The following is a 23,067-nucleotide window of genomic DNA, read 5'->3' as shown; positions in this document are numbered from 1 at the left end:
GCCGGCGTAAGGCTCATCGATCATGTATGCTTATGACGAACTCGACCGCACGCTCATCAACGAGCGCGTTTCGGAATTCCGCGACCAGGTGAAGCGCCGGCTCTCCGGCGAGCTTACCGAGGACGAATTCAAGCTGCTGCGGCTGCAGAACGGCGTGTATTTGCAATTGCACGCCTACATGTTCCGCGTCGCGATTCCGTACGGCACGCTGTCTTCGAAGCAACTGCGCCGGCTCGCCCATGTCGCGCGCCGCTACGATCGCGGCTACGGCCATTTCACCACGCGGCAGAACATCCAGTTCAACTGGATCAAGCTCGCTGAGCTGCCGGATGCGCTGGCCGATCTCGCCGAGGTCGGCATCCACGCGATGCAGACCTCCGGCAACAACATGCGCAACGTCACCTCGGACCAATGGGCCGGCGTCGCGCCCGGCGAGATCGAGGATCCGCGCATCTGGTCGGAGCTGATCCGTCAACACACCACGCTGCACCCGGAGTTCTCGTTCCTGCCACGCAAGTTCAAGATCGCGATCACGGCGTCCGAGCATGACCGCGCCGCGATCAAGATCCACGACATCGGGCTGCGCCTGCACAAGAATGCCGACGGCGAGACCGGATTCGAGGTGCTGGTCGGCGGCGGCCTCGGCCGCACGCCGTTCATCGCCAAGTCGATCAAGCCGTTCGTTCATGGCCGCGACATCCTCAGTTACATCGAGGCGATCCTGCGCGTCTATAACCAGTACGGCCGTCGCGACAACATCTACAAGGCGCGGATCAAGATCCTGGTGCACGAGCTCGGCGTCGAGAAGTTCGCCAAGGAGGTCGAGGAAGAGTGGAAGCAGATGGGCGACGGCGAGCTACGGCTCGACCGCGCCGCCATCGAGGAGGTTCGCTCGCGCTTCTCCTATCCGACCTACGAGAAGCTGCCGCACATGCCGGACGAATTGAAGCGAGCCGCGGCTGATCCGCTGTTCGAGCGCTGGCGCAAGAACTCGGTGGCGCCGCATAGGGTGCAGGGCTATTCGATCGTGACGTTGTCGCTGAAGCCGGTCGGTGGTCCGCCTGGCGATGCCACCGCCGAGCAGATGGATGCGATTGCCGACCTTGCCGACGAGTATTCCTTCGGCGAGATCCGTGTCGGCCATGAGCAGAACCTGGCGCTGCCGCATGTCGCCAAGCGCGATCTGCCTCAGCTCTTCAAGGCGCTCGACCGGCTCGACCTGGCTACGCCGAACGTCAACCTCGTCACCGACATCATCGCCTGCCCGGGGCTGGATTACTGCTCGCTGGCGAATGCGCGCTCGATACCGATCGCACAGGAGCTGACGCGCCGGTTCGCCAACCATGACACCGCCGATCTGATCGGCCGGCTACACATCAACATCTCCGGCTGCATCAATGCCTGCGGCCATCACCATGTCGGCCATATCGGCATTCTCGGCGTCGAGAAGAACGGCGAGGAATTCTACCAGATCACGGTCGGCGGCCGCGCCGACGAGAACGCGCAGATGGGCACGCTGATCGGCCCGGCCGTTCCGTTCGCGGAAGTCGCCGATGTGATCGAAGACATTGTCGAAGCCTATCTCGCGCTGCGCGACCGTCCCGAGGAACTGTTCGTCGATACGGTGAAGCGTCTGGGCGTCGAGCCTTTCAGGGAGCGCGTCTATGCCACTCGTTAAGAACGGACGGATCACCACCGACCTCTTCGTCCATGTCGCCGAGGGCGCGGAGCTGCCCGGCGACGACGGCGCGATCCTGGTCACGGCAGAGCGCTTCCTGGCCGATCCGGAGGCGCTGCTGCGCCGCTCCGGCAAGCTAGGGGTGGTCTGGCTAAACAACCGCGACCTCGACGAGCTGGTGCCATATCTCGATCGCATCGCCGCGGTGGCGCTGGTGTTCCCGACCTTCCGCGACGGCCGCGCCTACAGCCAGGCGCGCCTGTTGCGTGAGCGTCACGGCTATGACGGCGAGCTGCGCGCCACCGGCCAGGTGTTGCGCGACCAGTTCGTGTTCATGACGCGCGCCGGCTTCGATGCCTTCGAAGTGAAGAAGGAGGCGGACGCCGATGCCTTCGCCGAGACCATGAAGCGCTATTCGGTGTTCTATCAGCCGACCGGCGATGGCCGCATCACCGCGCTCAACCGCCGCATGCAGCTCCGTCACTCGGAGAGCGCCGGCCAGTGAGCATCGTCGCACCAGAGCTGACAGTACCGCCGCCCGGCACGTTGCCATCGGCCGATGCGCTCATTCAGGCGCTGCGCACAGCTTCGCCCGCCGAGGTGATCGCCACCGCCTTGAAGACGGTCGGTCGCGAGCGGCTCGCCCTGGTGTCGTCGTTCGGCACCGAGTCCGCAGCGCTGCTCAAGGTGATGGCGGATGTCGATCCGTCGATCCCCGTAATCTTCCTCGACACCGGCTGGCTGTTCGAGGAGACGCTCGCCTATCGCGACACGCTGATCGCGGCGCTCGGCCTCACTGATGTGCGCTCGATCAAGCCGCTCGACGAGACGCTGTCGCGCGAGGATCCCGATCGCGAGCTGTGGTTCAGCGATCCCGACGCCTGCTGCCGGATCCGCAAGGTCGAGCCGTTGGCGCGGGCGTTGAAGCCGTTCTCGGCCTGGATCAATGGCCGCAAACGGTTCCAGGGCGGCGCCCGTGCCGACATCCCGGTCGTCGAGGACGACGGTAACAAGCTGAAATTCAACCCGTTCGCCAACGTTTCCCGCGAGGAGATCGAGGCGATCTACACGCTCGGCAAGCTGCCGCCGCATCCACTTGTCGCATCGGGTTATCTCTCGGTCGGGTGTATGCCTTGCAGCAGCCGGTCCGCACCCGGCGAGGATGCGCGCGCCGGCCGCTGGCGTGGCCGGGCGAAGACGGAATGCGGCATCCATACGGCCAAGATGGCGTGATCCGGAAAAGTGTGAAGCGGTTTTCCGAAGAGATCACGCCCAAACAAAGGCTCACACGACAAAGACGTCGCAGCGCGACAGCTTCGTAGCACAGCTACGCTGCGCGGCCGCAAACAATGAAAAGCGGTTTCGTTGACTTGAGACCACTTCACCGCGAGTTATGTCCGGGCGTGTTCCCCGACGTTCTCGGGTTGAATGGAGACAGAAATGATCCGTCGTATCCTGCCGCTGATCGCGGGATTGCTGTGGGCAAGCTCGGCCTTCGCCGCCGACTATTCGCTGCTTAACGTGTCCTATGATCCGACCCGCGAGCTTTATGTCGACTTCAACAAGGCATTTGCCGCGGCGTACCAGAAGGAGACCGGCAAGACCGTCGAGATCAAGCAGTCGCATGGCGGCTCCGGCTCGCAGGCGCGTTCGGTGATCGACGGGTTGCAGGCGGACGTCGTCACGCTGGCGCTCGCTTACGACATCGATGCGATTGCCGCGAAGGGCCTTGTCGCTCCCGATTGGCAGAAGCGGCTGCCGCTCAACGCCTCGCCCTATACCTCGACCATCGTGTTCCTGGTGCGCAAGGGCAATCCCAAGGGCATCAAGGATTGGGACGATCTGATCAAGCCTGGCGTCGCCGTGATCACGCCGAACCCGAAGACGTCGGGTGGCGCGCGCTGGAACTATCTGGCCGCCTGGGGCTATGCGTTGAAGAAATATGGCTCGGCCGAGAAGGCGAAGAAGTTCGTCGCCGATCTCTACCAGAACGTCCCTGTGCTCGACACCGGCGCGCGCGGCTCGACGGTGACCTTCGTCGAGCGCGGCGTCGGCGATGTGCTGCTGGCGTGGGAGAACGAAGCCTTCCTGGCGCAACGCGAATTCGGCCAGGACAAGTTCGAGATCGTGGCGCCGCCGCAGTCGATCCTCGCCGAGCCGCCGGTCGCGGTGGTCGACAAGGTCGTCGACAAGAAGGGCACGCGCGCTGTCGCCGAAGCCTATCTGAAGTATTGGTACACCAAGGAAGGCCAGGAGATCGCCGCGCGCAATTCCTATCGGCCGCGCGATCCTGAAATCGCCAAGGAGTACGAAAAATCCTTCGCCAAGGTTGAACTTTTCACCATCGACGACGTTTTCGGCGGTTGGACCAAGGCGCAGAAGGATCACTTCGCCGAAGGCGGCATCTTCGACCAGATCTACAAGAACTGATCGGCTGGCGCATGATCCGGACCCGGAGGGCCGCGCTAGCGCAAAGTGTGAAGCGGTTTCCTGAAGGGATCATGCGCAGACAAAAAAGGCAAAGCGCGATGATCGTGCTTCGGTTCGAACAGGGGGATTTGTGAGCATAGCGGTCGCACGGCGCAGCACCTTGCCCGGGTTCGGTCTCACCATGGGACTGACCCTGACATGGCTGTCCGTCATCATCCTGATCCCGCTGGCCGGCCTGTTCCTGAAAACGTTCGAGCTCAGCCTCGATCAGTTCTGGGGCATCATCACCAGCCGGCGCACCTTGAGCGCGCTGAAAATCTCGTTCGGGCTGTCGTTCGCCGCGGCTTGCGTCAATCTGGTGATGGGCACCATAATTGTCTGGGCGCTGGTGCGCTACCGCTTTCCGGGCCGGCGGCTGTTCGATGCCATCGTCGATATTCCGTTCGCGCTGCCGACCGCAGTGGCCGGCGTGGCACTGACGCAGCTCTTCGCGCAGAAGGGCTGGCTCGGAGCGCCACTCGCAGAACTCGGCATCAAGGTCGCGTTCACGCCAATCGGCATCTTCGTTGCGATGATCTTCATCGGCATCCCCTTTGTCGTGCGCACGGTGCAGCCCGTCTTGATCGATCTCGATCCCGAGATTGAGGAGGCCGCGGCAAGCCTCGGCGCCAATCGCTGGCACACCGTGTTTCGCGTCATCCTGCCGAGTCTGATCCCGGCGCTGCTCACCGGGTTCGCGCTCGCCTTTGCCCGCGCCATCGGAGAATACGGCTCGGTGATCTTCATCGCCGGCAATCTGCCCAACGTCTCCGAGATCGCGCCGCTTCTGATCGTGATTCGGCTGTCCGAATTCCGCTATGCCGATGCCACCGCGATCGCGGTCGTGATGCTGGTGGCCTCGTTCCTGATCATCTTCCTGATCAACCGGCTGCAGCGCTGGGCCCAGGCCCGCATTCCCGTGCATTGAGGACCGGCTATGTCGATGCAAACGGGATGGGTCTCCTCCGCGCCGCAGTTGCGGAGCTACGCGACCGACGTCAGCGTCGCGGCTCCGGCGCCGCGTCTGGAGATCGCGCGCGCACAGCCCGTCATGGCGCCGCGCAATCTGCGCACCGAGCCGGGGCCGGTCCGCTTCATCATCATCGCGCTGGCGCTGACCTTCCTCGGTGTGTTCGTCGTGCTGCCGCTGGTCGTGGTCTTTGCGTCGGCTTTCTCGAAGGGTGTCGGCGCCTATCTCGCCGCGCTGGCCGAGCCGGAGGCGCTGGCCGCGATCTGGCTGACGCTGCTGATTGCGGCGATCTCGGTCACGCTCAACCTCGTGTTCGGCGTGATCGCGGCCTGGGCGATCTCGAAATTCGAGTTCACCGGCAAGACCTTCCTGATCACGCTGATCGATCTGCCGTTTTCGGTCTCTCCGGTGATCTCCGGTCTCGTCTTCGTGCTGCTGTTCGGCGCGCAGGGTTACTTCGGCCCGTGGCTGCAGGCGCATAACGTCCAGGTCCTGTTCGCGGTGCCCGGCATTGCGCTGGCAACCGTGTTCGTCACCTTCCCGTTCGTGGCACGCGCGCTGATCCCGCTGATGCAGGAGCAGGGCACGCAGGAGGAGGAGGCGGCGATCTCGCTCGGCGCATCGGGGTTGCAGACCTTCTTCCGCGTCACATTGCCCAACATCAAATGGGGTCTGCTCTACGGCGTCCTGCTCTGCAACGCGCGCGCGATGGGCGAGTTCGGCGCGGTGTCGGTGGTGTCGGGCCACATCCGCGGCGAGACCAACACGATGCCGCTGCTGGTCGAGATTCTCTACAACGAATATCAGTTCGTATCGTCGTTCGCGATCGCGTCGCTGCTCGCGATGCTGGCGCTGATCACGCTTGTCGTGAAGACCATCCTTGAGCGGCGGCTGGATGAAAATGAGGCGCCCGATGGCGATTGAAGTCAAGAACATCGTGAAGACGTTCGGCAGCTTTGCCGCGCTCGACAATGTCGATCTCAAAGTCGCCGACGGCGAACTGCTGGCGCTGCTCGGGCCTTCCGGCTCCGGCAAGACGACGCTGCTGCGGATCATCGCGGGACTGGATTGGCCCGATAGCGGCGAGGTCGCGATCGACGGCGAGAATGCGCTGACCCGCGGCGCCAGCGAGCGTCAGGTCGGCTTCGTGTTCCAGCACTACGCGCTGTTCCGCCACATGACGGTGTTCGAGAATGTCGCCTTCGGCTTGCGTGTGCAGCCGCGCGCGATCCGCAAGGACGAGGCGACGATCCGTGCCCGCGTCAAGGAGCTGCTTGATCTGGTCCAACTCGATTGGCTCGCCAACCGTTATCCCAATCAATTGTCCGGCGGCCAGCGTCAGCGCATCGCGCTGGCGCGCGCGCTCGCGATCGAGCCGCGGATCTTGCTGCTTGACGAGCCCTTCGGCGCGCTCGATGCCAAGGTGCGCAAGGAGCTCAGGCAATGGCTGCGCTCGCTGCACAACGAGATCCACGTCACCTCGATCTTCGTCACCCACGACCAGGAGGAGGCGCTCGAGGTCGCCAACCGCGTGGTCGTGATGGACAAGGGCCGGATCGAGCAGATCGGCTCGCCCGGCGACGTCTACGACAATCCGGCGACCGCCTTCGTGCACGGCTTCATCGGCGAATCCATCGTGCTGCCGGTCGATGTTGCCGGCGACGCGGTGCGGCTGGACGGCCGCCCGCTGAACCTTCTTGCCGATGGCGTGGCACCGGGTGCGGCCAAGCTGTTCATCCGTCGCCATGACATGGCGATCGGCCCGGCGGGAGCCGGCGCGCTGGAAGGCGCCATCCGGCACGTCCGCTCGTTCGGCCCGATCCAGCGCGCGGAGGTCACACTGGCCGGGAGCGAAGGCAAGACCGTGATCGAGATCGACGCCCCGCGCGATCGCGAGCTGCAGGCCGGCGAAATCGTCTCGCTGCAGCCCCGCCGCTACCGCATCTTTGCGGCGCAGAGGTAATTCCGCCGGGCTACGGGCTTAAATCTCCCCTTAAAAAGGGAGGTCGCTTTGCTCGCCAGAGCAAAGCGGGTGGGGATCTGTCTCCACGACATCTGCTGTGGCCTGTGGCTGACCCCCATCCCGACCTTCCCCCTTTCAGGGGGAAGGAGAAGCAAGGGGCCCCGTGGGCCACGTAGCCCAGATGGCGGCTTTTGCTGGTCGAAGTCAGCCCCTGTTCACCATTCAGCCACGGTTGGCATGCAACAACGGCGCTCCAACCTTGGGGGTTCTCAGTGACACGGACGATCGTCGCCCTTTTCGGGCTTCTGGTGCTTGCCGGCTGCGCCGCCGAGACCAAAATCCCGGAAGAGCCGGCCATGTATTTGAACATGGCTCAGCCCGGCGCGGTGCTGGACACCCAGGCGGCGGCGATCATGTTCTCCCAATACCGCCAGAACAACGGGCTCGGCACCGTCGTGGTGGATCCGGACCTGACGCGGCTTGCCGAGCAGCAGTCGCAGGCAATGGCCGCCCGCAACAAGATGGACCACGATGTGAAGGCCCCCCTCGGCAAACGGCTTGAGGCCGGCGGCTATCCCGCAACCGTCGCGGTCGAGAACATCTCCGCCGGATACCACACGCTCGCGGAAGCATTTTCGGGCTGGCGCGATTCACCGCCGCACAAGGCCAACATGCTGAAGAGCGGTGTCACAAAGATGGGCATCGCGGCGGTCTATGCTCCGAACACCAAATACAAGGTGTTCTGGACGCTCATTCTCGCGGCAACCTGATTTCGATAAATTCAGCGTGATCCGACCTCGCATCTGACCGATTGACGCCGTCGCGAACTCTCGCCACGGTGCCGCCCGAAGTCATTTCTGACCGAACGGTTTCGAATGAACATGTCGGATTCCGCGCCAGCTTCGGCGCCCGCGCAAGCGCAGCGCGTGCTGGTGCTCCAGGGCGGCGGTGCGCTTGGCTCCTACCAGGCCGGTGCCTTTCAGGCGCTCTGTCACGCGGGCTTCGAGCCGGAATGGATCGCAGGCATCTCGATCGGCGCCATCAATGCCGCGATCATCGCCGGCAACGAGCCGAGCAAGCGGGTGCCGCGCCTGAAGGAATTCTGGGAGATGGTGTCGTCGCCGGTGCCCTGGAATCCGGTTTCGAACCATGAGCGCGCCCGCTCGCTGTTCAACGAGACCAGCGCCGCGATCATCGCAACCTTCGGCGTGCCGGGCTTCTTCGCGCCGCGCATTCCGCCGGCGCCGCTGTGGCCGCCCGGCAGCTCGCAATCGCTGAGCTATTACGACACCGCGCCGCTGAAAAGGACGCTGGAGCGCCTGGTTGATTTCGATCGCATCAACGATCTGAAGACGCGCCTGTCGGTCGGCGCGGTCAGCGTCACCTCGGGCAATTTCCGCTATTTCGACAATTACGAGTTCAAGAAGCGCGGCAAGACCATCGGTCCGGAGCACATCATGGCGTCCGGCGCGCTGCCGCCGGGTTTTCCGGCCGTCGTCATCGAAGGCGAGTATTATTGGGACGGCGGCATCGCCTCCAATACGCCGCTCGATTTCGTGCTCGACGACGAGATCAATCGGGATCTGCTGATCTTCCAGGTCGATCTGTTCAGCGCGCGGGGACCGCTGCCGGAGACCTTGCTGGAAGCCGCCGAGCGCGAAAAGGACATCCGCTACTCCAGCCGGACGCGGATGAACACCGACAAGAACAAGCAGATCCACAATGCCCGCATGGCCGTGCGCGACCTCATCAGCAAGCTGCCGGACTACCTGAAGAACGATCCGTCGGTCGAGCTGTTGCGCAAGGCCTCGAAGGAGAACACCGTCACGGTGGTTCACCTGATCTACAAGAGCAAGAACTACGAGACCAATTCCAAGGACTACGACTTCTCCCATGTCGCCATGGTCGAGCACTGGAACGCCGGTGTCCGTGATGTCCATTTGTCGATGCGTCACAAAGAATGGCTAGAACGGCCGCAGTCCGGGGAAACGATGGTGACTTACGACCTCACGGGGGACGAACCCAAAGCCCCCGAAAGCAGATAGGAGCGAACAAGAATGGGTACGCTGACAGGCAAGACCGCCGTTGTGACAGGCTCGACCAGCGGCATCGGATTGGCTTACGCACGCGCCTTCGCCGGCGCCGGCGCCAACATTGTCCTTAATGGCATGGGCGTTCCGGCCGACATCGAGAGAGAGCGCTCCGGCATCGAGACCGACTTCAAGGTGAAGGCGGTGCATTCGCCGGCCGACATGACCAAGCCGGCGGAAATTGCCGAAATGGTCGCGCTCGGCGAGAGGACCTTCGGCTCGGTCGACGTTCTCGTCAACAATGCCGGCATCCAGTTCGTCTCGCCGATCGAGGAGTTTCCGCCGGAGAAGTGGGAAGCGATCATCGCGATCAACCTGTCGTCCGCCTTCTACGGTATCCGCGCCGCGGTGCCGGGCATGAAGAAGCGCGGCTGGGGCCGCATCATCAACACCGCCTCGGCGCACTCGCTGGTGGCCTCGCCGTTCAAGTCGGCTTACGTCTCGGCCAAGCACGGCATCGCCGGCCTCACCAAGACGGTCGCGCTCGAGGTCGCGCAGCACAAGATCACCTGCAACTGCATCAGCCCCGGCTATGTCTGGACGCCGCTGGTCGAGCACCAGATCCCCGACACGATGAAGGCGCGCAACATGACCAAGGAGCAGGTCATCAAGGATGTGCTGTTGGCCGCGCAGCCGACCAAGGAGTTCGTGACCTCGGAGCAGGTCGCAGCGCTTGCGCTGTTCCTGTGCAGTGACGACGCCGCGCAGATCACCGGCGCCAACCTGTCGATCGACGGCGGCTGGACCGCGGAGTAAGTCCTTTCCCGCGGACTGATGCGGGATTTGTCAACCACGTGCGGCCGGCTCTGTTGGACCAGGGCCGGCTTTTGGTTGGGGCGGGGAAACCAGCTTGCCTAGCCGGGCTTCAAATCGGGCGGCGAGAACGGCATGCGGGACGTGTGCCTTATGTGCAAGATGTCGATTGTATCGCTGCGGACCCGATAGAAAATCCGGAATGGATAGCGCAGCACGGTGATTGCGCGAACCGCAGAGCGGTGCGAGACACGCGGCGCTGCCTCGGGCGTGCGGCCGACGCGATCAATGACATCGCGGAAGCGACGTTCGACGGCCGCAGCAATTGCTGGGCTGGCGTGGATTGAATAGTAGGTTGCGATTTCGTCGAGGTCTTTCAGCGCTTGCCGCGAGAAAACGATCTTCATTTGCGCCGAAATTTGGCAAATGCTGCTGCGACCTCCGCATCGGTCGCACTTTCTCCGGCGTCGATGGATGCCACGGCTGCGTCGATGATTCGCAACTCGTCGCGGGTCGCGACGTAGTCATCTGCGAGCAGCTCGCTTTCGATCTGGTTGGCAAGCGACACAAGCTCATCCTGCGCTGACTCCGGCCAGGATTGAACGCGCGCAAGCAGGTCTTTCAGTTCTGTAGCCGTCATTCTGCAAATATATGCTGGAGCCAGCGAAAAAGCTATGGCGCCGGCCGCGCCTTGCCGAAGGCCAGTACATGCAGCCCGAGGCGGGAGCGCACGACGTAGAACAAGAGGATGGTCTCGAATGTCAGCGACAGCGAGGTCGATGCCGCTGCGCCGATGCCGCCGTAGCGCGGCACCAGCGCGATGCAGAGCCCGACATTCATGAGGAAGGCCACGGCGTAGGCGGTCGCGCAGATATGCTGGTGGCCGAGCATGTTGAGCAGCCGCTCCACCGGCCCGATCGCCGAGCGGACGACCAGCCCGATCGCGGCGACCAGCATGATGTCATAGCCGGCCACGAAGTTCCGGCCGAACAACCACAAGAGAGGCTCGCCGAACGCGAGAAGGGCGATGGTCGCGAGCAGCGAGGGCCAGAACGTCCAGTTGATCGCGTGCGCGACATAGGCCGACAGCCGGTCCTTGTCGCCGAGCGCGTTGTATTCGGCGAAGCGGTGCGCCGTTGTCGCCGACATCGCATAATGGACGAAGGAGACCAGCGCGAGCGTCTTCACCACGGCAAAGTAGACGCCGACCTCCTCGGAGGGGCGGAACTGCTGCAGCATCAGCACGTCGGTGTAGGACAGCAGCATATAGAAGCTTTCGACCAGCAGGATCGGCAGCGAGATCGCAAGCCAGCCCCTGATATCGTAGGCCTTCTCGCCAGGTCCGACATGCGCGGCGAGGCGGCGGTTCAGCACGATCATCTGGCCGATCGCGGCGATGTACACCGCTGCCGCGCTCGCGGCCATTGCGACGGTGGCGCCGAGATGGAGGCCGAGCGCCAGCGCCCCGGCGGTGAGGGCGATGATCAGCCCCTGGCGCACGATGAACTGCGGCATCAGGCCGAGCTGCATCCAGTCATGCGCGCGCGAGATTCCGTCTTGCGTGTTGGCGACGACGAAGGGCGGCAGCGTCAGGCAACCGATATAGAGCGGCATGATCGTATCGGCGTCGATCCAGGGTGACAGCAGCCGGACCAGGCCCGCCAGCAGCAGAGCCGCGGCCGAGGAGGCTGCAAGGGTCATCCAGCGACTGCCGGAGAGGAAGCCGCGCAGCAAGGCGTGGTCGCCGCTGGTGCGGTACTCCGGGATGATCTTCTGCGCGGAGGCCGCGATGCCGAAATCCATCGTGCTGCCGATCAACAGCACCCAGGTCCAGACATAGACATAGATGCCGTAGTCCGAGCCGCTCATCCAGCGCGCCAGCAGGATCTGCGCGAGATAGGCGATGGCAGCGCTGATCACGCGGATGACGAAGATGGTGCCGGCGAGCCGCTTGGTGACGGAAGCCTCGTTGGTGCCGCCAAGCAGGCGCGACGTTGCGCCACGCAGACGAGCGATCGGGCCTGACGGTGCAGTGGTTGCGGACTGGGTATCCATCACGGCCAAAGCGGGAAATTCCCAAGACGCCGCGAGGCGGCGGCAATGGCCCGATCTATCAACGAAACGTTAAGATTGGGTTGGGCGCGGGCACCCGGCGCCGCGGAACCAGCCCTCGGCGTCAGTTCAGGTTGATATTGAATTCGTAGCTCTTGTCGCCGCCGACCAGCGTCAGCTTCAGCGCGGCGCCGTCCGGCTTGGCGCCGGGCGGCAGGCCGTCGAGCGCGAAGGTGAAACGCTTCACGCCGGGCGGCGCGTGCTCGACGAGCTTCGGCACCGGGAGCGCCCAGTCGGGCGTCGGCCCCTCGACGAACAGGCTAAGGCCCTTGGTCTCCGGCGCGGCGACATCGACCAGCACATTGTGCCCATCCCGCTTGACGTCGCGGATCGTGACCGGGTTCGGATCGCCCAGATTGGCGGGCTTCGGCACCGCGTTGAGGGCCTCCGTCAGCGCGCCGTCCTCGGTGCTGGCGACGCTCGCGAATGTCAGCTCGGCCTTCGCCTCCACCGGCACGCAGAGCCGCTCGCACACTGCATAGTTGATGTCGGCGCGCAGCGTCAGCGGCTTGTCAGGATTCTTCGCGACGATGCGCAGCGGCAGCACCACCTGATGCTTGTAGCCGAGCGACGTGCCGCCGGCGCCGTCGTCGAACTGCCGCGGCGCCGGCCACATCACGGTCACCGCTTCGACATTGTCCGACTTGGAGAAGTCAAACCTGGGCGGCACGCCGGAATCGCCAGGTGTCCGCCAATAGGTCTTCCAACCGTCCTGGAGCTGGAAGGCGATGCCGCCGAGCAGCACCGCACCGCTGCGCGATCCCGCAAGCAGCCGCACCGCGGAATGCGCATCCTGCTGCCACGGCGAGGCGTCATCGGCGCGGACCTCGGTTGCCATACATGCGACGGACAAAATAGCGGCAAAGCCGAATGCGGCCCGCAATGGAACTATAACGATCATGAAACGTCTTTACCTGCAACTTTTGTTGCAAACCATTGAATTGCTTGTGATGCATTGCCGCGCCCGGCGCGGAGGTTGATTGACAGAACCGCCACCCAATATCAGGATGCCGGATCAGCAGGAAAGGCCTCTGCCGATGAGCCCTGAAGGCAAAACACGCAAGACCGTCTCGGGCAGAAGCGCCGGCATCGGTCACAACGCAGCCGACGATGGCTACCTCGATGGGCAGTTGCTGATCGCGATGCCGGTGATGAGCGATCCTCGCTTCGAACGCTCCGTGATCTACATGTGCGCCCACTCGTCGGAGGGCGCCATGGGCATCATCGTCAATCGCCCGGCGGGCAGCATCGACTTCCCCGGACTCCTGGTTCAGCTCGACATCATCAAGGAGGCGGACCAGATCAAGCTGCCTGAGAATGCCGAGATGATGAAGGTGATGAAGGGCGGCCCGGTCGACACCGGCCGCGGCTTCGTGCTGCATTCCAGCGATTTCTACATCCAGGATGCGACGCTGAACATCGACGACGGCATCTCGCTGACGGCGACCCTCGACATCCTCAAGGCGATCGCCAAGGGTGCCGGTCCGAGGCACGCGATCCTCGCGCTGGGTTACGCCGGCTGGGCGCCGGGCCAGCTCGAGAACGAGATCCAGCACAATGGCTGGCTGCATTGCGACGCCGATCCGGATTTGATCTTCGGCGACGACGTCGACGAGAAATACGCACGCGCCCTGCGCAAGATCGGCATCGATCCCGGCATGCTCTCGAACGACGCCGGGCACGCCTGAGGGGTGGCTGCCAATCAGCCGCAGGACATGCCGCATACTTGATGTCGTCCCGGCGAAAGTGATAGTCCGCGCAGCCGCCGCTTGCTCGAACGCGCCTCTCCCTTGTGGGAGAGGCCGGATCGCATGCAGCGAAGCGAAATGCGGTCCGGGTGAGGAGTCGCGGTCTCTCGAGGGACCTCTACTCGCCGATAGACCTAAACCCCTCACCCGGATTGCATCTGCGATGCAATCCGACCTCTCCCACAAGGGGAGAGGTGGAGTATGCCGCGACGGTAGCGCGCAAGAAACCGCGTGCTACGCCGCCGCGTCCTGCGCCACTGTCGGTGCCGTTCCCGCCACCGTGGCACGGCGCATGTCGCGGGGTTGCGACTGGTCGTAACGGCGCACGCGGTGCACGGTCTGCCGGTTGTCCCACATCACGAGATCATGCACCGTCCATTTGTGCACATAGACGAATTCGGGCTGGGTGGCATGCTCGGTGAGATCGCGCAGCAAGAGCCGCGCCTCCGGCACGCTCATGCCCCTGATCGCGCCGGCGTGCGATGAGAGATACAGCGATTTGCGGCCATGCACCGGGTGGGTGCGCACCAGGCGCTGCAGCACCGGCTTGAACATCTCCTTCTCCTCGTCGGAGTAGTCGAGGAAACCGAGCGAGCCGCGCGAATACATCAGCGAGTGCTCGCAGATCAGATCATCGATCTCCGCCTTGGTCTCGTCGTCGAGCGCGTCATAGGCAGCGCGCATGTCGGCGAATTCGGTGTTGCCGCCCTTCGGGTTAACGACACGCGCCGACAGCAGCGAGAACTTGGCGGGAATGACGCGGAACGAGCTGTCGGAGTGCCACAGGCAGTTGCCGAGATTAAACAGATGGGTGCGGTGATCCTTTGGCAGCGGCTTGCCGTCCTTGCCGAGGTTGCCGACGTCGTTCAGTCCGGAGTTGAGGCGATAGTCCTCCTTCTTCGTCACCGTGCCGCCGCGGGATTTTTCCCGCTCGCCGAAATTCAGCGCGAAGGCGAGCTGCTGCTCGTCTGATATGTCCTGGCCGTGGAACACCAGCACCGCGTATTTGTCCATGCCGGCTTCGATGTCGATCGCTTCCTGCTTCGTCAGCGGCTTGCGCAGATCGACGCCGGAGACCTCGCCGACGAAATGCTTGTGAAGCTGCCGGATCAGGACCGTCATGGCGTATCTCCCCGTGCGTTGCGGGCGGTTGACCCGCTTTCGTTTGCGGGAAGGCTACTCCCGGCGCGCGGCCTGTCAACGCATCGTACCGCATGCGGGGTTGCGCTGAGTTGCCGCTTCAGTGCAGTGGTTGCGCTCGCAGGCCGAGCTATTGCAACAGCCTCACGCGTTCCTGGCCATCAGGCCGCCGTCCACCGGAATGACCGCGCCGGTCAGGAAGGAGGCGGCGGGCAGGCACAGGCTCAGCGTCATATGCGCGACCTCTTCCGGATCGCCGTAACGGGCGAGCGCGGTGCGGCGCTTGGCGTAGATCGTCTTGTGCTCCTCGGAGATGCGATCGGTGATGGCCGTGCGGATCGGCCCCGGACAGATGCAGTTCACTGTGATGCCTTCGCGTCCCAGTTCGACCGCGAGCGAGCGGGTCAGGCTGGTCACGCCGCCTTTGGCCGCGGAGTAGGGGCTGTGCAGCGCGGTCGCGCCGAGTGCTTCGGTCGAGGCGATGTTGACGATCCGCGGCGAAGCCGACTTACGCAGATAGGGCAGCGCGGCCCGGATGATGCGCGGATGCGCCGTCAGCATCACCGCGATGCCCCTAGCCCAGGCATCTTCGTAAGTGGGATCATCGATCGGCACGCGCACCGAGATGCCGGCGTTGTTGACGATGATGTCGAGCCCGCCGAAATGCGCGGCGACGTCGTTGACTACGCTCGTGATCGCGTCGCGGTCGGCGACGTCAAGCACCCAGGCTCTTGCCGAGCCGCCGGCTGCGGTGATCTCGTTCGCCACGGCCTGCGTGCCCTCAACCGTGAGGTCGGTGACCGCGACGTTGGCGCCCTCATCGGCGAACACGCGGGCGGTGGCGCGGCCCATGCCGCTGGCTGCGCCGGTGACGAGGACGGTGAGGCCCTTCACCGAGCGGCTGAGCTGCTTGAATTCGGACATGATGGTGCTCGCGGAAAGATGCTTGATCAGTTGTGGGGCCGACAAGGCTGGCACCGATCCGCAAGCGCGTCAAACCGATCATCCGATCGGCACGCGTCGGCAGCGCATTAACGCAAGTCCGATGGTGGCTTTTCGAAAAGGATCATGCTCAATCAAGGAAAAGCAAAGCGAGAGAGGAACGCGATGAACGAACTCGATTTCACAGGCAAGCAGGTGTTGGTGGTCGGCGGCTCCAGCGGGATCGGCAACGGCATCGCGCAGGCATTCCGCACCAAAGGCGCGCACGTCGCCGTCTGCGGCACACGCGCGCAGGCGAGCGATTACTCCGCCGAGGACGGCTCACGTCTTGAAGGCCTCACCTATGCGCAGCTCGACGTCAGCAATCCGCAGGCGATCGAGGCGTTCAAGCCGGCCTTCGATCGTCTCGACGTGGTGGTGCTGGCGCAGGGCGCGGTGATTTACCGCCGCGGAGAATTCGCGATGGACGGCTTCCGCAAGGTGATGGAGGTCAACCTGATGAGCCTGATGGCCTGCGCGACCAAATTCCACGACATGCTCGGTGCGAGCAAGGGCTCGCTGATCATCGTGAGCTCGACCGCGGCCTATCATTCCACGATGGGCAATCCGGCCTACAACGCCTCGAAGACCGGCGCGGTCGGTTTGACGCGCACGCTCGGCGAGGCCTGGGCCGAGGACGGGATCCGCGTCAACGGCATCGCGCCCGGCCTCGTCGACACCAAGATGACCAAGGTGACGACGGCAAATCCAAAGCGTCTCGAAGGCGCGCTCGAGCGCATTCCATTGAAGCGTCTCGGCACGCCCGCCGACATGGCCGGCGCCGCGTTGTTCCTCGCCTCGCCGCTGGCGTCCTACATCGTCGGCCAGACCATCGTGGTCGACGGCGGGCTCATTCTCTAGTGTGATGATGCTCTAGGAACTCGTTCGCGCGCGCCCGGTTAGCCTTGAAACATCAAGGGAGCACGCGATGGACAAGGATCGGATCTACGGTTCGGCCAAGGAGTTCGCCGGCAAGGCCGAGGGTGCGGTCGGTGATGCGACCGGTGACGCCGGCACGCAGGCCTCGGGCCGCATGCGCGAGGCTGCCGGCACCATGCAGGACCTCTACGGCCAGGCCAAGGATGCCGCGCGCGACGCCGCCGACACCGCAGCCAACTATGCGAAGGATGCCTATGAGCATCGCGGCGAGACGATCCGCAGCGGACAGAAGGCGATGGCGAGGTCGGTGCAGGAGAATCCGCTCGGCGCGCTATTGATCGCCGGAGGCATCGGATTTGCGCTGGCACTGCTGATGACCCGCCAGCCGCGCCGTCCGCCGCCGCGTTGGCGCTATTTCGGCTGAGTGAGGTTGCGCAGGCGTGGGGGTTAGTCTTGCTGCGTCATGAAAGTTGTACCTCCTCATCCTGAGGAGGCCGCAACGCGGCCGTCTCGAAGGATGTAGGCCGACAGATGAGGCCTCATGGTGGCCTGACGATGCGCAGCATTGTCCAGAGACGGGCGTTCCGCGCTTCTTATTACCATAAGAGTTGTGACGCAGTCGGATCAGCCAACTGGTCCGCGCAACGGGCGACCCGATGACATCTTCAAACCTCGTAGCGCAGCAGCGGATTGGCTTCGGCTATCCGCCCGTAACTGTTCCCGCGTGACGCGACGCAGCGCTCACTACTCACTGCATGGGGTTGTGTGGCGGCACCGACGCGGATCGGCCGACATTGGCGGGTGGTCGCGGCGGCCGTGGCGGCGCCAGCAACGGGCGCTGTGGCGCGCCAAAGCCGAAGAACTCGCGGTACCAGGGTTGCGGCTGCGGCGGCGGTTGTGCCTGGGCCGGGCGGAACGCCCGCTTGGGCCTTTGCGGCCGCGTAATGATCGAGCCGTCGGGGGCGATCGCCGTGGTCGTCGGCGGCGGATTGGCCGGCGCCGGCGTGGTCGGTGGCGGCGGCGCCGCGGCAACCGGCGCGTCGCCCTTCGCCAGCTCGCGTTCGATCTCGCGCCGCGGCCAGGCGAAATCGTCGGCGCGGCCGGCCGGCGGCGCCAGCGGTTCGCCCTTCACCAGCGTGCGCGCGGCCAGCGCATCGACGGCGGCGGGCCGCGAGCCCGGTCCGCCGAGCAATTGATCGGAGCCGACCGAGGAGGCGACCAGCGGCAGCACCGGTCCGGCAAACGGACGCGGGGCGGGTTTGCCGGGCTCGGCGTTGGTGTCGGGGGTGGCAGGTTCGTTTGGCAGCGCGATCGGGCCTGAGCGCGCGGCGAGCAGGCGGTTGACCTCGCGCTCGACATAATGGGCGAGCTTGCGTGCGCCCGCCTTGGTGAAGAACACGCCGTCATAAGTGCGGAGCTGGCGGATCTGGCCTTCGAAGTCGGGGCCTTTCTGCAGGAAGCGGCCGGACTCGTCGACGAATCCATCCCAGACGTCGACATAGGTGATGCCGGCTTTGCCGGCCCCGTCGCGATAGAGCGCGTCCAGGAACAGCATGTCCGAGGTGCCCTTCTGGCCGCGGATCGCGGGCAGGCCGACCCACAGCACCGGCACGCCCTTGCTCTTCAGCACATTGATCATCTCCTCGATCTTCTTGCTGTAGAGTTCGGCCCAGCGCTCGTCGCGGAATTCGTAGAGTCCGTTCGGCGTGCGCGCGGCCTTCTCGGGCGCGGGCTGCGGCGAGTCGCTTTCATCGTCCGGCGACGGTTCGGAATCGGATGGCTTGTCGTCGGGCTTGGCCGCGGCATCCGGCTTGGCGTCGCCGGGCTTCGCGTCCGGCTTGGCGCGCGCGTCCTTTTTGTCTTTCTCGTCCTTCTTGTCGGCTTTCTTCTCGACCGCCGGTTCGCGGATTGCCGTGCGGTCGTTGAGGCCGAGCATGACGACGATCGCATCGGGATTCTCGGTGGCGAGAATGCCTTTGGCGGCGGCCGCCCAGTCCGCCGGATCGCCCTTGGGCTGATAGCGGATCAGGCCCGACGTCGTCTTGTGCTTGCGGATCACGCCCATATCGGGCTGGTCGGAATAGGCGTCCTCGAGCCCGTAGGCGAGCCAGTCGGCCATGGCGTCGCCGAGCACCAGTACATTACGTTCGGCCGTAGCCTCGCGCTTGGCCGGCGGCGGGGCATGTGAGAAATCCTCGCGCGGCCGCTGCGGCTGAGCCTGCTGCGGAGGCTGATGCTGGAATGGCGCGAAGAAGTCGGACCCGAACCAGCCACCACGATGTGGCGCCGGTCGCTGCGGCGGTCCGCCGAAGCCCGGGAAGTTGAAGAACTGCGCCGAGGCGGGTGCGGCGAGGCCGAGCACGATTGCGACCGTCAGCGCGACCAGCGGGCCGGCTTCGGTGAAGATGCGCAAAAAAGATCTCGGCTGTCGCATGAATTTCGGTCGCAATAGTCTGGAAGTGCCCAAGCATACTAGCGGAATCGGGCCGCACCCGGGCAGCTTTTCCACCTTAAATCGGGCTTGTCCGGCCGCCGTCAAGGTGCGGGCAAAATGCCGGATGTCAGGGTTACTTTGGGCGTCGGGGAACGCCGCCACGTCGGAGCGGGCCCCTTCCGCGGGACGTGGACGGAGCCATGAGCCCTGGTGTCACCGCCCCCGCAGCCGTTCCAGCACCTCGGAGGTGGCGAATCCGTCGGCGGGCGCCCCGATCGAGACCTGGAAGCCGCGCAGCGCATCGCGGGTCAGGCCGCCGATCTGGCCGTCGGGGGTGCCCTTGTAGAAGCCGCGCTGGGCGAGGAGTTGCTGCAGTTCCAGCCGCTCGGCGCGGGACAGTACCCGTTCCTGGCGCGGCCAGGGTTGCACGAAGGGCTGCCCGCCGCGCAGGCGGTCGGCGAAATGGCCGATCGCGAGCGCATAGGCCTCCGCCGGGTTGTACTTCATGATTACCCGGAAGTTCTGCAGCATCAGGAAGGCGGGGCCCTCGGTGCCGGCCGGTGCCAGCAGATAGGCTTTTTCGGACGGCCGCGGGAACGGCTGGTTGTTGGCGCGCTTCAGGCCGAGATGCGCCCATTGCGATAACGGCATCGCCTTGGCGCGATCGGCCAGCATGTAGTTGAAGCCCTGGGGAACCACGACCTCGTAGCCCCAGCTCGCGCCGTTCTGCCAGCCGTCCTTCTTCAAATTGTTGGCGGTCGAGGCGATCAGGTCGGCCGGATTGTCGACGACGTCGCGGCGGCCGTCGCCATCGGCGTCGACGGCGTAGCGCTTGAAGGCGGTCGGCATGAACTGGGTCGGGCCAAAGGCGCCGGCCCAGGAGCCGCGCATCTGTTCGAGACGCAGATCGCCGCGGTTGAGGATCTCGAGCGCGGACAGGAATTCGTCCTTGAAGTAGGCCTGACGGCGGCCGATGCAGGCGAGCGTCGCGGTCGACTGCACCACGCTGCGGTCGCCCATCTGGGTCGAGTAGTTGGATTCGATGCCCCAGATCGCCGCGATGATGTAGCGGTCGACGCCATAGGCTCGCTCGGTGGCGTCGAATTGCGGCTTGTATTTCGCGAGGATCTCGCGGCCCTTGGCGAGCCGCGCGTCGCTGACGAGAATGTCGAGATAGTCCCAGATCGCCTTGGTGAATTCCGGCTGCGAGTCCAGGAGATCCATGATGCGCAGGTCGGGCTGGAGGCTCGCGGTGAAGCGCTCGTAGTTCTCCTGGCTGATGTTCCGCCGTGCGGCATCTGGCCACATCTGCGCGATGCAGTTCGGGAAATTCGCCGCCGCCTGACGGATCGCGCTCGCAGTCATCAACGGATGGCCGGAGGCGCCGTCCTCGCCGCTCCAGGGCGGCGCGGCACCGTCCGGTCCGGTGGCGGCTTGCGGCGGCTGGTTCGCCTTTGAGAAGATGCTGTCGATCAGGTCGGTCAGCCCGTTGCTCGCCGACTGGGCACGGGCGCTGCCGGGCGTCAGCACAGGGATCAGCAGCGACAGCGCGATTGTGATCGCGCTAATCCGGTAGGTTCTCGATGTTCCCGTCGACCGCATATGGTGCGCCTGCCCAAAAATCCGCCGTTTCAGAAGGCCCCGTCACGGTTTCCAACGGCTTAACAAAGGCGAGATTTTGATGGCGCGTCATCTGGCCGACTGGAACGGCGGAAATAAGCCGCTCCATTACATCTGCCTTTCATCTGCCTTTGTTAGCGGCTGCAAACGAGCTACCAAGGGCCGATTGCCCCTCCCACTTGTTTGAAGGCTTCCGATAATCCCATGAAAATCCGCAAAGCCGTCTTTCCCGTCGCCGGTCTCGGTACCCGTGTGCTGCCCGCCACCAAGGCGATGCCGAAGGAGATGTTGACCATCGTCGACAAGCCCTTGATCCAGTACGTGGTCGACGAGGCCAGGGAAGCCGGCATCGAGCACTTCGTGTTCGTGACCGGTCGCAACAAGGGCGTGATCGAAGACCATTTCGACCGGATGTTCGAGCTCGACACCACGCTCGCACAGCGCGGCAAGAAGGCCGAACAGGAGATCCTGGCGCAGAACCAGCCCGAGGCCGGTGCGATGAGCTTCACCCGGCAACAGGCGCCGCTGGGTTTGGGTCATGCCGTGTGGTGCGCGCGCGACATCGTCGGCAACGAGCCGTTCGCCGTGGTGTTGCCGGATGAGCTGGTGCTGAATACCCCGGGCTGCCTCAAGCAGATGATCGAGGCCGCAGCCAAGCTCGGCGACAAGGCGAATGTGCTCGCGGTCGAGGCGGTGCCTGATCATCTCACCCATCAGTACGGCATCTGCGGTGTCGGCAAGCGCACCGGCAAGATCTTCGAGGTCGACGGCATGGTGGAGAAGCCGCCGAAGGGCACTGCGCCTTCAAACCTCTCGATCACCGGCCGCTACATCCTGCAGCCGGAGATCTTCGATATCCTGGCGAAGCAGGAGCGCGGCGCCGGCGGCGAGATTCAGCTCACCGACGCCATGATCGGACTGGCGAAGACGCAGAAATTTTACGGCGTCGAGTTCGAGGGCGAACGTCACGATTGCGGCTCGAAGGCCGGCTTCCTGCGCGCCAACATCGCCTTCGGCCTCAAGCGCGATGATCTGCGCGACGGCCTGCGCGCGGACATGAAGAAGTATCTGGAGAGGTGACAGCGGTCCGCGCTGTCGCTGTCATTCCAGAGTCTGCCGCTTTCGCTCGTGTGAGGTAAGCACTAGCGGAAGGGCTCCCTGGCGCGCCAATCACTGAGTTGCCCGACGTGGCAAGCTCCTTGCGCAAATCATTTCGGTTTTCAAGAAGTGCAACTCAGTGTTGCCCAATCACGGTGTTGAGACATCACGTCAGAACTATCCTTAGCGTCGTCCCGGCGCAGGCCGGGACCCATTACCCCAAATGTCAGTTGTCGCGCGACGCTGGGGCCACAATCCTCTTCCCAACTCAACCCGGTGACGACGGGTGGCGCGGCGCTCGCCAGGACGACGGCTGTGGGTCTCGCGCGACATCGGCTTTCGGCTCTCGCCGGAACGATCTCGGCGGCAAGCATCATCCGCTGCTGGCTGCACAGTGGAGCGGTGGATTCCGCCCCTCCCGTCAGCTCGCCTCAGCGGTCAAGCTGCGCTTTTGTGCTGGTCTTCCGAGGATCGATGCTGCTCGGCCTTCCAGGCGTCGAGGTGCCCCGGAAGCAGCTCGGGTTCGCGTTCTGCGTCCGTCCTTGGCCTGAAGGCCAGGCCAACGAGTCCGATCACCACGAGAAGTATTCCCGAAATGATCAACCAGTGCGGCAATTCCAACAATGGCATGGCGATACCCCGCTGCCGTTGATGAATGAGCGCCCACCACGATCAGCGTACACCAGGTGGCCGCCTACCGCCATAACCCACAATGGTTAATGCCGATGCCGATTGCGCTCGGAAATCGTGTTGCCGCCTTAAATGGCGACAACGCCCGCCGAATGAGTTAACCGGTGGTCGCTGGAACGTCGAATCCTGCCATCGAGGCCGCTGTGAACGACTACGACGCGCTGCGCGATTACCTGAAAAAGCAGCATCTCCCCGAATTCGTGCTGACCTTCGACGAGATCGAGGCGATCATCGATGCGTCGCTGCCGCGCGCCGCGCAGCGCGCATCGTGGTGGGACAGCTTGCGCAGCCCGCAGGAGAAGATGCCGCAGCGCGAAGCCTGTCTCGACGGCGGCTACATCGCCACGCGTCAGGCCGACGGCAAGAGCGTCAAGTTCAAGCGGATGCCGCGGGGCGCGAGAGGGGCGACTCCCTAGGTCGTCATCGCCCGGCTTGATGTTTA

The 23,067-nt window shown here is 64.4% G+C and carries 23 protein-coding genes; 15 read left to right on the top strand and 8 right to left on the bottom strand.

Features of this window, described 5'->3' with window-relative positions; genetic code table 11:
- Positions 1 to 22 precede the first annotated feature (22 nt).
- The 10 genes from P6U30_RS34890 to P6U30_RS34845 all read left to right on the top strand — a co-directional run bounded on the left by P6U30_RS34890 (position 23) and on the right by P6U30_RS34845 (position 9,926).
- Positions 23 to 1,678: a nitrite/sulfite reductase gene (locus P6U30_RS34890; protein WP_407167208.1), complete on the top strand. Its 1,656-nt coding sequence runs from the start codon at positions 23 to 25 to the stop codon at positions 1,676 to 1,678.
- Complete coding sequence (locus tag P6U30_RS34885) at positions 1,665 to 2,183, top strand: DUF934 domain-containing protein (protein ID WP_407167207.1); 519 nt, start codon at positions 1,665 to 1,667, stop codon at positions 2,181 to 2,183. The genes P6U30_RS34890 and P6U30_RS34885 overlap by 14 nt, the downstream gene beginning before the upstream one ends.
- Before the next feature lie 2 nt (positions 2,184 to 2,185).
- Complete coding sequence (locus tag P6U30_RS34880; RefSeq protein WP_407170613.1) at positions 2,186 to 2,911, top strand: phosphoadenylyl-sulfate reductase; 726 nt, start codon at positions 2,186 to 2,188, stop codon at positions 2,909 to 2,911.
- 207 nt (positions 2,912 to 3,118) lie between these two features.
- On the top strand, positions 3,119 to 4,108 hold the full coding sequence (locus tag P6U30_RS34875; RefSeq protein WP_407167206.1) for a sulfate ABC transporter substrate-binding protein: 990 nt from the start codon (positions 3,119 to 3,121) through the stop codon (positions 4,106 to 4,108).
- Between the two features lie 181 nt (positions 4,109 to 4,289).
- Complete coding sequence (cysT, locus tag P6U30_RS34870; RefSeq protein ID WP_280978298.1) at positions 4,290 to 5,075, top strand: sulfate ABC transporter permease subunit CysT; 786 nt, start codon at positions 4,290 to 4,292, stop codon at positions 5,073 to 5,075.
- A 123-nt stretch (positions 5,076 to 5,198) separates the two neighbouring features.
- Positions 5,199 to 6,041 (top strand): sulfate ABC transporter permease subunit CysW, encoded by an 843-nt coding sequence (gene cysW / locus P6U30_RS34865; protein ID WP_407170612.1) that lies wholly within the window; start codon positions 5,199 to 5,201, stop codon positions 6,039 to 6,041.
- A complete protein-coding gene (locus tag P6U30_RS34860; RefSeq protein ID WP_407167205.1) occupies positions 6,031 to 7,080 on the top strand; it encodes a sulfate/molybdate ABC transporter ATP-binding protein in 1,050 nt (349 codons plus the stop codon). Before cysW ends, P6U30_RS34860 begins: the two co-directional genes overlap by 11 nt.
- 272 nt (positions 7,081 to 7,352) lie before the next feature.
- Positions 7,353 to 7,850 carry a CAP domain-containing protein gene (locus tag P6U30_RS34855; RefSeq protein ID WP_407152682.1) on the top strand — a complete coding sequence of 166 codons (498 nt, stop codon included), beginning with the start codon at positions 7,353 to 7,355 and terminating at the stop codon, positions 7,848 to 7,850.
- A gap of 105 nt (positions 7,851 to 7,955) precedes the next feature.
- Positions 7,956 to 9,125, top strand: coding sequence for a DUF3734 domain-containing protein (locus P6U30_RS34850; protein ID WP_407167204.1), 1,170 nt, complete (start codon positions 7,956 to 7,958; stop codon positions 9,123 to 9,125).
- Between the two features lie 12 nt (positions 9,126 to 9,137).
- Positions 9,138 to 9,926 carry a 3-hydroxybutyrate dehydrogenase gene (locus tag P6U30_RS34845; RefSeq protein WP_407167203.1) on the top strand — a complete coding sequence of 263 codons (789 nt, stop codon included), beginning with the start codon at positions 9,138 to 9,140 and terminating at the stop codon, positions 9,924 to 9,926.
- 98 nt (positions 9,927 to 10,024) lie between these two features.
- Here P6U30_RS34845 and P6U30_RS34840 read toward each other — a convergent pair whose 3' ends face one another.
- The 4 genes from P6U30_RS34840 to P6U30_RS34825 form a co-directional block, all read right to left on the bottom strand.
- Positions 10,025 to 10,330, bottom strand: coding sequence for a type II toxin-antitoxin system RelE/ParE family toxin (locus P6U30_RS34840; protein WP_407167202.1), 306 nt, complete (start codon positions 10,328 to 10,330; stop codon positions 10,025 to 10,027).
- A complete protein-coding gene (locus tag P6U30_RS34835; RefSeq protein WP_407167201.1) occupies positions 10,327 to 10,491 on the bottom strand; it encodes a hypothetical protein in 165 nt (54 codons plus the stop codon). Before P6U30_RS34835 ends, P6U30_RS34840 begins: the two co-directional genes overlap by 4 nt.
- A gap of 104 nt (positions 10,492 to 10,595) precedes the next feature.
- Positions 10,596 to 11,987, bottom strand: coding sequence for a lipopolysaccharide biosynthesis protein (locus tag P6U30_RS34830; protein WP_407167200.1), 1,392 nt, complete (start codon positions 11,985 to 11,987; stop codon positions 10,596 to 10,598).
- 112 nt (positions 11,988 to 12,099) lie between these two features.
- Positions 12,100 to 12,936, bottom strand: a complete 837-nt coding sequence (locus tag P6U30_RS34825) for a protein-disulfide reductase DsbD domain-containing protein (protein WP_407167199.1) — start codon at positions 12,934 to 12,936, stop codon at positions 12,100 to 12,102.
- Positions 12,937 to 13,072: 136 nt separating this feature from the next.
- Between P6U30_RS34825 and P6U30_RS34820 the strand changes: the two genes are divergently transcribed.
- Positions 13,073 to 13,723 (top strand): YqgE/AlgH family protein, encoded by a 651-nt coding sequence (locus P6U30_RS34820; protein ID WP_407167198.1) that lies wholly within the window; start codon positions 13,073 to 13,075, stop codon positions 13,721 to 13,723.
- Positions 13,724 to 14,017: 294 nt separating this feature from the next.
- Here the strand turns inward: P6U30_RS34820 and P6U30_RS34815 are convergent, their stop codons facing one another.
- On the bottom strand, positions 14,018 to 14,905 hold the full coding sequence (locus tag P6U30_RS34815; RefSeq protein ID WP_407167197.1) for a TauD/TfdA dioxygenase family protein: 888 nt from the start codon (positions 14,903 to 14,905) through the stop codon (positions 14,018 to 14,020).
- Positions 14,906 to 15,067: 162 nt separating this feature from the next.
- Positions 15,068 to 15,847 carry an SDR family NAD(P)-dependent oxidoreductase gene (locus tag P6U30_RS34810; protein ID WP_407167196.1) on the bottom strand — a complete coding sequence of 260 codons (780 nt, stop codon included), beginning with the start codon at positions 15,845 to 15,847 and terminating at the stop codon, positions 15,068 to 15,070.
- A 183-nt stretch (positions 15,848 to 16,030) separates the two neighbouring features.
- Here P6U30_RS34810 and P6U30_RS34805 point away from each other — a divergent pair, with 183 nt between their 5' ends.
- Together P6U30_RS34805 and P6U30_RS34800 are read left to right on the top strand one after the other, a co-directional pair.
- The gene (locus P6U30_RS34805; RefSeq protein ID WP_407167195.1) at positions 16,031 to 16,765 is read left to right on the top strand and encodes an SDR family NAD(P)-dependent oxidoreductase; all 735 of its coding nucleotides are present in this window, start codon (positions 16,031 to 16,033) and stop codon (positions 16,763 to 16,765) included.
- 67 nt (positions 16,766 to 16,832) lie between these two features.
- Positions 16,833 to 17,207, top strand: coding sequence for a CsbD family protein (locus P6U30_RS34800; protein ID WP_407167194.1), 375 nt, complete (start codon positions 16,833 to 16,835; stop codon positions 17,205 to 17,207).
- A gap of 324 nt (positions 17,208 to 17,531) precedes the next feature.
- On the opposite strand, the gene P6U30_RS34795 is transcribed toward P6U30_RS34800, so the two are convergent.
- On the bottom strand, positions 17,532 to 19,217 hold the full coding sequence (locus P6U30_RS34795) for an SGNH family hydrolase (protein WP_407167193.1): 1,686 nt from the start codon (positions 19,215 to 19,217) through the stop codon (positions 17,532 to 17,534).
- A gap of 213 nt (positions 19,218 to 19,430) precedes the next feature.
- Entirely contained in the window at positions 19,431 to 20,819 is a 1,389-nt protein-coding gene (locus tag P6U30_RS34790) for a lytic murein transglycosylase (protein WP_407167192.1), read from the bottom strand.
- Between the two features lie 222 nt (positions 20,820 to 21,041).
- On the opposite strand from P6U30_RS34790, the gene galU reads away from it, so the two are divergent.
- Together galU and P6U30_RS34780 are read left to right on the top strand one after the other, a co-directional pair.
- Positions 21,042 to 21,917: a UTP--glucose-1-phosphate uridylyltransferase GalU gene (gene galU / locus P6U30_RS34785; protein ID WP_407167191.1), complete on the top strand. Its 876-nt coding sequence runs from the start codon at positions 21,042 to 21,044 to the stop codon at positions 21,915 to 21,917.
- 851 nt (positions 21,918 to 22,768) lie between these two features.
- On the top strand, positions 22,769 to 23,041 hold the full coding sequence (locus tag P6U30_RS34780) for a hypothetical protein (protein WP_407167190.1): 273 nt from the start codon (positions 22,769 to 22,771) through the stop codon (positions 23,039 to 23,041).
- Positions 23,042 to 23,067 lie beyond the last annotated feature (26 nt).

Origin of the sequence: Bradyrhizobium sp. ORS 111, assembly GCF_045571485.1 — a bacterium.
In the GTDB taxonomy this organism is placed as follows: Bacteria; Pseudomonadota; Alphaproteobacteria; order Rhizobiales; family Xanthobacteraceae; genus Bradyrhizobium.
The sequence above is the reverse complement of the archived record's forward strand: the minus strand, read 5'-3'. Positions and strand labels throughout refer to the sequence as shown.

What these genes read in the sequence shown, in the direction of transcription:
- P6U30_RS34840 (WP_407167202.1), bottom strand. Translation starts at nt 10,330, where the DNA reads ATGAAGATCGTTTTCTCGCGGCAAGCGCTGAAAGACCTCGACGAAATC.
- P6U30_RS34850 (WP_407167204.1), top strand. Translation starts at nt 7,956, where the DNA reads ATGAACATGTCGGATTCCGCGCCAGCTTCGGCGCCCGCGCAAGCGCAG.
- P6U30_RS34790 (WP_407167192.1), bottom strand. Translation starts at nt 20,819, where the DNA reads ATGCGGTCGACGGGAACATCGAGAACCTACCGGATTAGCGCGATCACA.
- P6U30_RS34845 (WP_407167203.1), top strand. Translation starts at nt 9,138, where the DNA reads ATGGGTACGCTGACAGGCAAGACCGCCGTTGTGACAGGCTCGACCAGC.
- cysT (WP_280978298.1), top strand. Translation starts at nt 4,290, where the DNA reads ATGGGACTGACCCTGACATGGCTGTCCGTCATCATCCTGATCCCGCTG.
- P6U30_RS34805 (WP_407167195.1), top strand. Translation starts at nt 16,031, where the DNA reads ATGAACGAACTCGATTTCACAGGCAAGCAGGTGTTGGTGGTCGGCGGC.
- P6U30_RS34885 (WP_407167207.1), top strand. Translation starts at nt 1,665, where the DNA reads ATGCCACTCGTTAAGAACGGACGGATCACCACCGACCTCTTCGTCCAT.
- cysW (WP_407170612.1), top strand. Translation starts at nt 5,199, where the DNA reads ATGGCGCCGCGCAATCTGCGCACCGAGCCGGGGCCGGTCCGCTTCATC.
- P6U30_RS34820 (WP_407167198.1), top strand. Translation starts at nt 13,073, where the DNA reads ATGAGCCCTGAAGGCAAAACACGCAAGACCGTCTCGGGCAGAAGCGCC.
- P6U30_RS34800 (WP_407167194.1), top strand. Translation starts at nt 16,833, where the DNA reads ATGGACAAGGATCGGATCTACGGTTCGGCCAAGGAGTTCGCCGGCAAG.
- P6U30_RS34815 (WP_407167197.1), bottom strand. Translation starts at nt 14,905, where the DNA reads ATGACGGTCCTGATCCGGCAGCTTCACAAGCATTTCGTCGGCGAGGTC.
- P6U30_RS34860 (WP_407167205.1), top strand. Translation starts at nt 6,031, where the DNA reads ATGGCGATTGAAGTCAAGAACATCGTGAAGACGTTCGGCAGCTTTGCC.
- P6U30_RS34890 (WP_407167208.1), top strand. Translation starts at nt 23, where the DNA reads ATGTATGCTTATGACGAACTCGACCGCACGCTCATCAACGAGCGCGTT.
- P6U30_RS34825 (WP_407167199.1), bottom strand. Translation starts at nt 12,936, where the DNA reads ATGATCGTTATAGTTCCATTGCGGGCCGCATTCGGCTTTGCCGCTATT.
- P6U30_RS34875 (WP_407167206.1), top strand. Translation starts at nt 3,119, where the DNA reads ATGATCCGTCGTATCCTGCCGCTGATCGCGGGATTGCTGTGGGCAAGC.
- P6U30_RS34810 (WP_407167196.1), bottom strand. Translation starts at nt 15,847, where the DNA reads ATGTCCGAATTCAAGCAGCTCAGCCGCTCGGTGAAGGGCCTCACCGTC.
- galU (WP_407167191.1), top strand. Translation starts at nt 21,042, where the DNA reads ATGAAAATCCGCAAAGCCGTCTTTCCCGTCGCCGGTCTCGGTACCCGT.
- P6U30_RS34795 (WP_407167193.1), bottom strand. Translation starts at nt 19,217, where the DNA reads ATGCGACAGCCGAGATCTTTTTTGCGCATCTTCACCGAAGCCGGCCCG.